Here is a 12,409-nt window from a genome sequence, read left to right as displayed (position 1 = left end):
GGAGAGGAGTAAAAGTCGAAAAACTAGAATAATTAGCACTATTTTTTTGAAAGCGTTATTATAAAATATGGAGAGCTAGGGGGGGATTTGTTTGAATGATCTGTGTAAAGTACTAATTGTGGATGACGAATATTTGGTTAGACAGGGAATTAAGCATCTTCTAAACTGGGAAGCAGAAGGATTTCAAATGGTTGGTGAAGCCAATAATGGTAAGGAAGCATTAGAGAGAGTAGCGGTGTTAAGACCTCACATTGTGATCACGGATATCGTGATGCCTGTGATGGACGGAGAAGAATTCACACGGACGTTGAAGGCTACTTATCCTGAGATTGAGATTATCGTACTCAGCAGTTTCAGTGAATTTGAGTATGTAAAGTCTACCTTTCAGAGTGGCATAGCTGATTATATCTTGAAGCCTACGCTCGAAACGGAAGGCCTTCTTAATGTTCTTAGGGCTACAGCTAATAAAATTCCATCCTTAAACTTGAAGACTAGGTCAGCGGAAGAGGTTAGCCCATCTGTTGATCATATTATAGATAAGCTATTATCCGGTTATGAGGCGAAGGTTGACTCGGTGATCATCCGCGAGACTTTTCCATATGATCGATTCTATTTGCTCGGTTGCTATACGAAATATGCTCTCCGTAATAAGGATAAGGAATCCTCTCAGATAAAGTCTGAGCTCAGCATGGAAGTAGGGAAGTTCTTATCTCCTGAGGGCATATGTTATCACCTGATGGATACTGATCCGGATACCTTCGTATTGTTGTTGAACTTCGCACCATCGAAGTCGGAGCAAGTGGTTGAGCTGGTAAGAATGATTTCCACATCACTATTTAGCCTTCAGTTGGAATTATGCTGGGTTATTAGCGAACCTTTTCAAGGCTTGGAACAAGTGGGGGGCATATATCGAGAACCATTTTTAAAGCGGATGGATTATTCATTTTATTTTCCTGACCGGAGAATCATTATTGGGCGTGAACTACCCCAGATGCCGAAGATGAGCGAGAAGTTCAATTTGAATCATTTCACAGATGAATTGAAACGGAAGCGAACCGATGTGGCCTTCCAATATTTGCAGGAGTATGTGGAAGGACTTGCGACGCAGTATGAGAACGATGTATTTGAATTCAGGTCTTTTTTAAGTAATATTATCTTCGTGATTACCACCCTATTGAGTAGCTCTGAAGTGGATTCCACGATCCTCGATGAGGAGAAATATGTTTACTTCAAGAAAATAGATGAGGCTAAACACGTGGATGAGGCTATCGCATTACTGCATTCTTTTCTGAACGATGTGAGACAACTCATAGCATCATCCGATAATAAAGATAGTCATAAGGTTCAGCAACTGCTTGACTATATGCATGAACACTATGCAGAACAGCTTTCTTTAGCAGAGTTAGCGAAACATTTTCATTTCAACACTACCTATTTATCTAGTTATTTCTCAACACATGCCAAGGAAGGCTTCAGCGAGTATTTGAATAAAATACGAATTAAGAAGGCAGCCGAGCTACTGAATCATGATAATATTACAATTTCAGAAATTAGCGGGAGAGTAGGATACTCAGATCATAGCTACTTCTGCAAAGTGTTTAAGAAATTTACGGGACATTCACCAAGTACTTATCGCAAAAAATATATGAAGCAAGAGAAGTGAAATCGATGAAGACGATAATAAATAAATTTAAGAATCTGAAGCTGTTCACCCAAATGTTCATGGTTATGGTCGTAAGCATTATTGTTGTCTCCGTGGTAGTCTCGTGGACTACCATTCATATGTCGAGGGATTTATTTATGAAAACATTCAGTATTACCAATACGAAAGTTATCGATCAGATCAAGACCAGCTTCGAGTCGTTTAACGATTCGATTGCTACCGTGGTCAGTAATGCTAATCAGAGTGGAACGATCAAAAGCTTCCTGACGGAGGGGGATGGCAATTCACTGAGCACCATGAGGTCATATTACAACACCTCGGAGCAGATGAAGCGGCTAAAGTCTAATATGGATGCTTATGAGGTGGCTATTACGATTGTAGGAGTGAATGGTCGAATGTATTCAACCGATCGCTCCTATTTGTTGATGGATGATAAGGAACTGAAGCAGCACTCGCTTACAATAAATAGTCATAAGGAACCCAAGCGAATCATCTATCAGCCCTATACAGAACTAGAAGCTATTAATAGTGAAAACGAGCATTTAATTGTTGCATCCAAGGCACTATTAGATCGTTCTACAGGTAACATTTACGGAACCATCTACATCGCCATTAAGGAACGAGATTTCGGGCAATTTTTCAATAGTTATACGAGTAGTGGCAATGATGTGTTTATTATTAATCATGCCGGAGTCATTGTGTCGAGCAATCGCTCAGATCGTATGGGTCAAGAAAGTAAGGAAATGCTGAAATACGCTATGCAATTACAAGAGGAATCCACCGACTATTTAAATGGGAGCGTGATGGGTAAGCAGAGCCTGCTGCTCTCTGAGTATCTTCCGCCTTATGAGTTCTATATTGTAAATACCATTGATACAGAAATGGCCTTAGGACAAATGGTGGATGTAAAGACATTAACGTTGATTTGTATCGTCATTGTGTGCATTGCATTGTCGCTGGTGTTTCTCATTACTAGACAGATTACCAAATCACTCACGAAGTTCGTTCGGCAAATGTCTGATGTAACGAATAATGAATTCGATCATCATATCACGGTGACTGGAGGCTCTGAAATAAGAGAGCTGGGTCATGCTTTTAACTATATGTTGGACGAGCTTCACGATTATGTGGACAGACTGGTGGAGACGCAAAAAGGACAAAGAAATGCGGAGCTCGCAGCACTACAGCGGCAGATCAACCCTCATTTTCTGTATAATACATTGGCTTCGATTAAAGTATTAGTTCAGCAGGGGAGTAAGGAGAAGGCAACGGAAACGATTCATTCGTTAATCTCTGTGTTACAGAATACAATCAGTAATGTCAGTGAGACCATTACGGTGGAGCAGGAACTTGAAATATTGAAGCATTACGTATTTATTAATCATGCGCGGTATGGTGATCGAATTAAAGTTAGTTATTTTGTGGCTTCGGAATGTATGGATTATCATGTGCCCAAACTGATTATTCAGCCATTTATAGAGAATGCTTTCTTTCATGCGTTTAACAAAAAAAGCAGTGGATACATTCATGTATTAGTATCTCGCGACCGTGAGCATCTCTATTGTGAAGTGGTGGATAGTGGTGATGGAATAGAAGGAGTGACTTTTTCTGATGATAATCTATTTAATTCAAAGAGAAGTAGTCAACTATTTACTGGGATAGGTATCAAGAATGTCCATGAACGTATTGAGCTTTTATATGGTGATGAATATGGTGTTAGTATAGTCAGCAAGTTAGGCGAAGGAACTAGGATGAAAATAAAGTTACCGTTGGTCAAAAAACAAAGATAATACTATATTCTAAAGAAAGTACAAATGTCATAAAGAAAGCGATTACAATATGGCGAAAATATAACAAGTGATCATAAAGATATTACTAACCACCCATTCTTGAGGCAGGTTATGATGAATTCACAGAAAGGAAGCGGTTACATTAATCGCTTCCCAACATGAAATGGGGGTTGATTTAAGTGAAAAAAATATTAGCTGTTCTTCTAGTAAGTGTGATGATGTTGACCGCCTGCTCTTCGAAATCTAATGATGCAACAAATGCTGAAAAAGGTACAACTGAAGGCAAAAGTAACGAAATTACGATCTGGGCTTGGGATCCATCGTTCAACATTGCTTCACTTGAAATAGCAAAGGAAACTTATAACGCTACGAATCCTGACGTGAAAGTGAATATCGTTGAATATGCTCAAGCGGACATTATACAGAAGTTGAATACAGGTCTAAACTCCGGCACAACGACTGGACTTCCGAATATCGTCTTAATTGAAGATTTCCGTGCTCAAGGATTTATTAGTGCTTATCCAGATGCTTTTCATGAATTGACTGGAAGTATTAATCCGGAGGACTTCGCGGATTACAAGTTAGGACCTACAAGCTTGGATGGAAAGCAGTATGGGACACCGTTTGACTCAGGTGTAACAGGTATGTACTACAGAACGGATTATTTGGAGCAAGCAGGTTACACGGCCAAGGATATGGAAGACATCACTTGGGATGATTATATTGAGATTGGTAAAACAGTGAAAGCGAAGACGGGTAAAAACTTAATCACGCTTGATCCGAATGATCTAGGATTGATCCGCATGATGATTCAATCCGCAGGCTCATGGTATTTAACTGAGGATGGAAAAACACCGAACATCGCTACAAATGATGCACTTAAGGAAGCGTTTACCCTTTACAAAAAAATGATGGATGCTGATATTGTGCATATAAACTCTGACTGGAGTCAATTTATCGCAGCTCTAAACAACGGTGATGTAGCTACTGTTCCTACAGGTAACTGGATTACACCTTCCATTAAGGCAGAAGCTTCGCAGTCTGGTAAGTGGGCCGTTGCTTCACTTCCAATCCTTCCCGAGAATCCGAAGTCGGTACACGCTTCTAACCTTGGCGGTAGCTCGTGGTATGTATTAAATGCTCCTGGCTCTGAGACAGCTACAGACTTTCTTGTAAAAACATTCGGTTCGAATGTTGAAATGTATCAGAAGCTTTTGGATAATGTTGGCGTGGTAAGTACATTTAAGGCAGCAGCTTCTGGTGAGGCGTATGCCAAAGAAGACGAATTTTTCTCAGGACAAAAAATATATACTGAGTTCGCAAAATGGACAGAAGAAATTCCAAATATAAATTATGGTACGCACACATATGCCATTGATGATATCTTAGTCGTTGAAATGCAGAACTATTTAAATGGTAAAGATATCGACACGGTACTTAAGGATGCTCAAAACCAAGCGGATACACAAATTAGATAAACAACAATAAACCTAGAGCCTTGAGGCTTGAACGGCTCTCTCCACTAAATGCACGCTTGGGGGAGAACGGGTCAGCGCTCAAGGCTCTATTCAATATGGAGGGAGACAGAAGAGGAATGAAACAAACGAATTCTCGACTGAGTATGGAAAGAAAGAATGGAATTACGGGTTGGTCATTTATTTCTATAGCCGTCGTTATGATTACGATCTTCTATTTCTATCCCATGCTTCAATCGCTGATATTATCTTTCAAAACAGGCACGGGGGCCAAGTTAACTTATACGGGATTTGATAACTATATTCGACTTTTTAGTGATATAACTTTTAGAACAGCCGTCAAGAACACCTTTATTTACTTAATTGTACAGGTGCCTGTGATGATTATTCTAGGGTTGATCATCTCGGTACTTCTGAATGATAGTAAGCTGAAATTTAGAGGGTTTTTCCGCACAGCGATTTTTCTTCCTTGTGTAACTTCGCTTGTTGCTTACTCGATTATATTCAAATATTTGTTTGCAACGGATGGTCTTATTAATTCGATGTTGCTAAATATCCATTTAATTAGTCAACCTATTATGTGGATTACAGATCCATTCTGGGCGAAGGTCACGATTATCATCGCAATTACTTGGCGTTGGACGGGATACAATATGATTTTCTATCTATCCTCTATGCAGAATATCGATAATTCGATTTATGAAGCAGCGAAGATTGATGGGGCTTCAGCAATTAAGCAGTTTTTCAAAATAACAATTCCCTTGATGAAGCCTATTATCTTGTTCACATCGATTACATCAACGATTGGTACGCTTCAACTCTTTGATGAAATTGTCAATATTACTAAGGGCGGACCTGGTAATGCGACACTGAGTATATCGCATTACATCTATAATTTATCTTTCAAATATGCAGCAGACTTTGGCTATGCAGCAACCGTTTCTTACTCGGTTGTGATCATGATTATTGTATTGGCCTTCATTCAGTTTAAAGTGGCAGGTGAGAAGAATGGCTAAAATAAGAAGAGCGGTTGTGTATATATTTTTGGGTGGTGTCTCTTTTGTCTCTATATTCCCATTCCTTTGGATGATTATTAGTTCCACGAATCCATCCGTGGATGTGACTAAGGGAAGGCTACTCCCGGGTTCGTATTTTATGGATAACTTACGCAAGCTGTTGGATTCAACAGAATTGTTACAAGCATTGTATAACTCGGCTATTATTGCTATTGTGACTACGATATTGGCGATGTTAATCGCTTCACTTGCAGGATATGGATTCGAGATATTCAGAAGTAAAACTAGAGATGTGGTATTTAACATTTTACTATTATCGATGATGATTCCATTTGCTGCACTTATGGTACCTTTATATCGTTTCTTCGCAGAGTTATCGCAGTTTGCGCCTGCGATAGGTATGAATACTGTATCCGCGGTTATTCTACCTACAGTAACAACAGCTTTCCTTATTTTCTTCTTCCGACAAAGCACCAAGATGTTTCCGAAGGACATGCTTGAGGCGGGCAGAATTGATGGGTTAACGGAACTTGGATTATTCTTCAAAGTGTTTATGCCAACGATGAAAACAACGTATGCCGCTGCGGGGATCATTACTTTTATGGCAAGTTGGAATAACTACTTGTGGCCTTTGATTGTGTTGCAGACACCGGAAAAAAGAACGATTCCTCTGTTGATCTCTAACCTTGGTTCAAGTTATACTCCGGATTATGGTGTTATGATGATGGCTATTGTGATTGCAACGTTACCGACTGCGTTAGTGTTCTTCCTATTACAGAAGCATTTTGTTGCCGGAATGACTGGCTCAGTTAAATAAAATACGATTGTTTACGTGAGGAGAGATTGTATCATGTCACAAAGTAAGACAACACCTAGCGTAAGCTGGTTAACGGAATTAAATACTTATGCTGTGAATCGTTTAGCACCCCATTCAGATCATCGGGTTTACGAAACGATGGAAGAGGCAGAAGCGCTAGGACCGTTACCTCTACGCCATTCCCTGAATGGGGGCTGGAAGTTTAGTTATGCTAATCATCCTGCTGACCGTCCGAAGGAATTCTATCAATTAGATTATAATTGCGCAGGCTGGAACAATATTGATGTTCCAGGGCATATCCAGCTTCAAGGATATGGAAAGCCGCAATATGCAAATACGATGTATCCGTGGGATGGTGTGGAAGGATTACGTCCTCCAGAAATTCCGCAGAATCATAACGCCGTTGGTAGTTATGTGACTACTTTTTCTGTACCCGATCGGATGAAGAGTAGACCTGTTATCATTTCATTCCAAGGCGTAGAGTCGGCCTTCTATGTATGGTTGAATGGGCAGTTTATTGGCTATAGTGAAGATAGTTTTACGCCAGCTGAATTTGATCTTACACCGTTCCTAGTAGATGGAGAGAATAAACTGGCGGTAGAGGTATATCAACGGAGTACGGGAAGCTGGCTAGAGGATCAAGATTTCTGGAGATTCTCCGGTATATTCAGAGAAGTATATCTATATAGTGTGCCAGATCTTCATGTGAAGGATCTATTCGTTCATACGGCATTGGAGAATAATTATCGTGATGGGAAGTTATCTGTAGAGCTAGACTTTGAAGGTGATGTGAGCGCACAAATAGAGTTGGAGCTGAGAGATGCGGATGGGGAGTCAGTTGCTACTGTCCAATCCGCAATAAAGGGTAGTCATCGACTCGATCTCAGTATGGATGCAGGAGAAGTTCAACCCTGGAGTGCAGAGCATCCTTATCTATATACATTATTCATTCGTGTCTTTGATGAATCAGGAAGATTAGTAGAAGTGGTTCCACAGCGGGTAGGCTTCCGTGTGTTTGAACTTATCGATCAAGTCATGTGCTTAAATGGCAAGAGAATCGCATTTAAGGGTGTCAACCGTCATGAATTTAATGCTAGACGAGGTCGAGCGATTACCAAAGAGGATATGTTATGGGATATTCGTACGTTGAAGCAACATAACATTAATGCTGTACGGACATCTCATTATCCTAATCAGACAGAGTGGTACGAGCTCTGTGATGAATATGGTGTGTACGTCATTGACGAAATGAACTTGGAGACGCATGGTTCATGGCAGAAGATGGGGGCCGTTGAACCTTCATGGGTTATTCCTGGGGATCGTCCAGAGTGGCAGGGAATTGTACTTGACCGAGCAAAGTCCATGTTGGAAAGAGACAAGAATCATCCTTCGATCTTAATATGGTCTTGTGGTAATGAGTCCTATGGTGGCGAGGTGATCTATAACGTCTCTCAATATTTTAAAGACAAAGATCCTGACCGTTTAGTGCATTATGAAGGCGTATTTCATGATCGTCGCTTCGATGATACGAGTGATATGGAGAGTCGAATGTACGCCAAGCCTGCCGATATTGAGCAGTATTTACTAGATGATCCTAAGAAACCCTTCATAAGCTGTGAATACATGCATGCGATGGGGAATTCCCTCGGAGGGATGCACAAATATACAGAGCTTGAAAGAAAGTATCCATTATATCAAGGTGGGTTTATCTGGGACTATATTGATCAGGCACTATTCAAAAAGGACCGTTATGGTAACGAGTTCCTCGCATATGGGGGGGATTTCGGAGATCGTCCTACGGACTATAATTTCTGTACGAATGGTATTGTGTATGCCGACCGGACTCTTTCACCGAAAATTCAAGAGGTCAAAGCGTTGTATCAGAACTTCAGATTACAGCCCGAGCTTTCCGGTGTAACGATTGCGAACGAGAGCTTATTTCAAAATGCGAGTGATTACTTGCTGGAATACAGCTTGAATTATGAAGGAAATGAAATTTATCGTGGTAGTCTGGATGTAGATGTAGCTCCACAATCCGAAGTCTACGTGGCTCTACCTTATCTAGAGAACTTTGTGGATCAGAAGGGTGAGTATTATATAAATACCGCATTAGTCCTGAAGACGGACATGATCTGGGCAGAAGCTGGGTATGAAGTAGCCTGTGGTCAGATGGTATTTCAACACGGTTCAAGAAGTCAACTGCAGACGACGGCGTTGGGTCAATTGGAAGTCGTTCACGGAGATGTGAACATCGGAGTCAAAGGAACCGGCTTCGGGATGTTGTTCTCGAAACAGCAAGGCAGTCTAGTCTCACTCGTCTATTCAGGCCGAGAAATGATTTCTCGTCCTCCATACCCTCAGTATTGGCGTGCGATGACAGATAATGATAAAGGCACAAGTATGGGATATACGCATAGCGGATGGTATGCTGCTAGTCTTATGCCAAGATGTGTGAATGTAGAGAGCACGGAGTATGAAGATAGCGTAGTTATAACATTTACCTACGAGCTTAGTATTAGTAAAGAGGTGAAGGTAACGACGATGTACAAGGTGACAGCGGATGGATCTCTAACTGTGAAATCTCGTTATCAGGGTACATCGGGGTTGCCAACCTTACCTATCTTTGCTCTTTCTCTGAAGATCCCTGCCGATTACAGTCACTTAGATTGGTATGCGATGGGACCAGAGGAGAACTATATCGATCGGAATTATGGAGCTAAGCTGGGAACATTCCAGAATAAAGTATCGGATAACATCTCAGGTTACGTTAACCCACAAGAGTCAGGCAATCGCACAGGGGTTAGACGGGTCTCCATTTCAGATGATCTTGGTCATGGAATCCGAATCGAAGCAGATGTACCTGTAGAATGTAATATTTCACCGTATACAGCATTCGAGCTAGAGCATGCAGCGCACCTATATGAGTTACCACCCGTATATTATACGGTGATAACTGTAGCTGGGAAACAGATGGGTGTCGGTGGAGATGATAGCTGGGGTGCCCCTGTACATGATGAATACTTAATCCCATCTGATGGGGAATTGGAGTTCGAATTTGTCATTAAAGGATTCTAAGCAATGATGTGAGTGAAAGTGGAATCAAGTTAAAGGAGGGTAGATATGAGAGAGGACAAGATGCTAGAACCTATTTTCAATCAATTAAATATCGCGATAAAGTCTTTAATTCAACTGTGTGATCAATTTACAGAAGAAGAACTCTCCATTAGACCCATCGTGAACAAGCGGTCTCTAGGAGAGATACTAAGTCATATTGCGGTGATATGTAAGGCAGATTATTGGATTGCCAATGGAGCAACCGAAGTAGTAATGGCTGAATTCTATAGTAATAATGAACCTGTAACGATTCATGACATTAGAGAAGCTTTACCTACTAATTATGATTTTTTGGTGCGGAACTATTCTAACTATAGCCAGCAAGAACTTCATGAAGTAACCATCTCTTACTGGGGAGTTTCCTATAGTAGATATGAATGGTTATTAGAGATATTGTGTCATGTATATCATCATCGAGGTCAATTATATAGCCTGTTAACGCAGAACATACGGGAACCTAAGATTATATTGTTTGACTAGTAGATCTTTCTCTTGGAGATAGACATGATAGCGATGAAGAGGTTAGGGTATGTCGATTTAGAGTCGCAATCATGATAAATGCGCTACGAGGCAGGGTAGCGCACTTTTTTTTACACTGTATGTGAGTGCTTTCATTAAATTTAGGCTTAATTTTATGGATATATAGGTACGGTGATTACAACCTTACAGGGTTTATATCTTGTGGTATAGGATGTTCCTTATGATCGAGCATAGCCTCACGCCATTTAAGATAGGTTGCCCAAGCAGACCCATTGTCTAGAAGTGATTTGCACGTATAGACTCCTTCTTCTATTGAGTTCACACGCTGAGCAAGATGAAGTCTTACGGCACCGTTTAATAACACCTGATTATAGAAGGCCATATGAGACTCCCCACGCAGCACCTCTTCCGTTACCCGCAATTGTTCAGTAGCACTCCATGTGACCTCGGGGACGAGGGTATCAAGACCGTATGTTTCAGGATCGATAACCTGCATTCTGAATTGGTTGTTCTCCACGATATAAGTGCGCGTAGGCCGATCAATGAATAAGTCTTCAGACCCTTCAGCACCCTGTACAATTATTGCTTGCTTATAGTCCAATTTGTGTATTAATTTCGCCATACGCTCAAATACCGTATTATGAAAAACACCATATACAAGGTAGGGGGAATGGCTATAATCAATCAGTTTTTCCACGGTATTTAAGATCGTTCGCATGCCTAATTCCTCTCGGATCTTTCGCAGTTCTCTGAGTGGTGGACACCACTGCTCAGAAGATACACACAATATACCTGTAAGACGCGCTATTCGGATGGCATGCTCACTCGTCAACTGTTCCTCCTGAATACCAATCTCATGGAGTAGATCAAGAAGAGTTACGCCCCATTTGGGAGGGAGCGAATGCGTGCCATGCATGGTGACCGGAAGTCCTGCAGCTCCTAGTAAGAAAGCAGTAGCAAATGTGGCGATGAAGGATGACTTTCTGCCGTCATAAGGACCTGCAAAGTCAATTCCACTCTGAATCGGTGTGCGATTGGCATATTTACGGCAGACAGACACAAAAGCCTCTAACTCCTCCACACTTTCTGTTTTGATACGTTCAGCAGTAAAGAATGCACCCATTTGTGCAGGAGACGCATTATTTCCTATAATCGCTTCGGCTGCTGTCAGTGCTTCTTCATCATTCAAATCACGAGCGCCACGTTTTCCTCGGGCTACTTCTTTTAATATGTTTATCATCACTCTGAAGCCCTCCTTCGTAACTACGCTTTTAAAGTCTGATGTGCTTTAACGATTGAGGTAGAAATATCAACCATCCGTTTACGCTCGTTCATAGCTCGCTTGCGGAGAATATCATAAGCCTCTGCCTCTGATATCCGGTTCATATCACTTAGAATCTGCTTAGCCATATCAATCCATTTACGCTCTTCGATGCGGGTTAATAGTTGTAAACGTTCATCGTGCCAATGTTGTCGCGCATAGAATTGCTTAGCGCCGAAGTGAAGTGCCCAGTGTAGCTCTTGTTCGCTCATGCTGGGCGTGAGTATACCGTCGATATTCACGTCTGCTTCACATGATGAGATGGAGGACGTTGCAGAAGTTGTGCTACACCACCAGAGAAGGGGAAGGTTTCTCCATTGTTTAAGAAGAACCTCCCATGCATTAATATCTGCAAGGGGTAAGTTTAAGACGGCAGCATCTACCTCTTGAATAACTTGTTGGATATTATTTTCTTCACAAGAAGTAAATACCTGGTAACCGTTACATTCTAGAAGGGTTTCAGGCTGAATTTCTAAAGAGGGAGATAGCCGATCCTGAGTGGCGTGGGTAGTATAAGACGATTCATGAATAACCAATAAGAAACGCATCGATCGGTGATCCCTCCTATACAAACAGAATAGTGTTAATAAGATAAATTGAAAGGGTAGTAAACCTAACATGATAAAATTATATTATAGTATACAAATTTTCTGGAATGTATGATGCTTGATTGATAATATAATACCCGAATACGTTTCACAAAAGGATATTCCAAATCATTTTGTGTGATTCA

The 12,409-nt window shown here is 41.0% G+C and carries 9 protein-coding genes; 7 read left to right on the top strand and 2 right to left on the bottom strand.

What is annotated here, in order from left to right; all coding sequences use genetic code 11:
- Positions 1 to 91 precede the first annotated feature (91 nt).
- From J2T13_RS07195 to J2T13_RS07165, 7 genes are all read left to right on the top strand, one after another.
- Complete coding sequence (locus J2T13_RS07195; protein WP_429369736.1) at positions 92 to 1,663, top strand: response regulator transcription factor; 1,572 nt, start codon at positions 92 to 94, stop codon at positions 1,661 to 1,663.
- Between the two features lie 5 nt (positions 1,664 to 1,668).
- Positions 1,669 to 3,453 carry a sensor histidine kinase gene (locus J2T13_RS07190; RefSeq protein ID WP_429369734.1) on the top strand — a complete coding sequence of 595 codons (1,785 nt, stop codon included), beginning with the start codon at positions 1,669 to 1,671 and terminating at the stop codon, positions 3,451 to 3,453.
- A gap of 179 nt (positions 3,454 to 3,632) precedes the next feature.
- Positions 3,633 to 4,931: an ABC transporter substrate-binding protein gene (locus J2T13_RS07185; RefSeq protein WP_429369732.1), complete on the top strand. Its 1,299-nt coding sequence runs from the start codon at positions 3,633 to 3,635 to the stop codon at positions 4,929 to 4,931.
- A 116-nt stretch (positions 4,932 to 5,047) separates the two neighbouring features.
- Positions 5,048 to 5,944: a carbohydrate ABC transporter permease gene (locus J2T13_RS07180; protein WP_429369730.1), complete on the top strand. Its 897-nt coding sequence runs from the start codon at positions 5,048 to 5,050 to the stop codon at positions 5,942 to 5,944.
- The gene (locus J2T13_RS07175) at positions 5,937 to 6,761 is read left to right on the top strand and encodes a carbohydrate ABC transporter permease (RefSeq protein ID WP_429369728.1); all 825 of its coding nucleotides are present in this window, start codon (positions 5,937 to 5,939) and stop codon (positions 6,759 to 6,761) included. Before J2T13_RS07180 ends, J2T13_RS07175 begins: the two co-directional genes overlap by 8 nt.
- A gap of 33 nt (positions 6,762 to 6,794) precedes the next feature.
- Positions 6,795 to 9,836, top strand: a complete 3,042-nt coding sequence (locus tag J2T13_RS07170) for a glycoside hydrolase family 2 TIM barrel-domain containing protein (protein ID WP_429369726.1) — start codon at positions 6,795 to 6,797, stop codon at positions 9,834 to 9,836.
- 45 nt (positions 9,837 to 9,881) lie between these two features.
- Positions 9,882 to 10,355 carry a DinB family protein gene (locus J2T13_RS07165; RefSeq protein WP_429369724.1) on the top strand — a complete coding sequence of 158 codons (474 nt, stop codon included), beginning with the start codon at positions 9,882 to 9,884 and terminating at the stop codon, positions 10,353 to 10,355.
- A 175-nt stretch (positions 10,356 to 10,530) separates the two neighbouring features.
- On the opposite strand, the gene J2T13_RS07160 is transcribed toward J2T13_RS07165, so the two are convergent.
- Positions 10,531 to 11,595: an anthranilate phosphoribosyltransferase gene (locus J2T13_RS07160; protein WP_429369820.1), complete on the bottom strand. Its 1,065-nt coding sequence runs from the start codon at positions 11,593 to 11,595 to the stop codon at positions 10,531 to 10,533.
- Positions 11,596 to 11,618: 23 nt separating this feature from the next.
- Positions 11,619 to 12,224, bottom strand: coding sequence for an ANTAR domain-containing response regulator (locus tag J2T13_RS07155; RefSeq protein ID WP_429369722.1), 606 nt, complete (start codon positions 12,222 to 12,224; stop codon positions 11,619 to 11,621).
- Positions 12,225 to 12,409: the final 185 nt, after the last annotated feature.

This window comes from Paenibacillus sp. DS2015 (assembly GCF_050433705.1).
GTDB lineage: Bacteria > Bacillota > Bacilli > Paenibacillales > Paenibacillaceae > Paenibacillus_AQ.
This window is presented reverse-complemented; position numbering and strand designations above follow the sequence as displayed.

Coding starts and splice junctions, on each gene's coding strand:
- J2T13_RS07190 (WP_429369734.1), top strand. CDS start 1,669: ATGAAGACGATAATAAATAAATTTAAGAATCTGAAGCTGTTCACCCAA.
- J2T13_RS07180 (WP_429369730.1), top strand. CDS start 5,048: ATGAAACAAACGAATTCTCGACTGAGTATGGAAAGAAAGAATGGAATT.
- J2T13_RS07175 (WP_429369728.1), top strand. CDS start 5,937: ATGGCTAAAATAAGAAGAGCGGTTGTGTATATATTTTTGGGTGGTGTC.
- J2T13_RS07170 (WP_429369726.1), top strand. CDS start 6,795: ATGTCACAAAGTAAGACAACACCTAGCGTAAGCTGGTTAACGGAATTA.
- J2T13_RS07165 (WP_429369724.1), top strand. CDS start 9,882: ATGAGAGAGGACAAGATGCTAGAACCTATTTTCAATCAATTAAATATC.
- J2T13_RS07160 (WP_429369820.1), bottom strand. CDS start 11,595: ATGATAAACATATTAAAAGAAGTAGCCCGAGGAAAACGTGGCGCTCGT.
- J2T13_RS07155 (WP_429369722.1), bottom strand. CDS start 12,224: ATGCGTTTCTTATTGGTTATTCATGAATCGTCTTATACTACCCACGCC.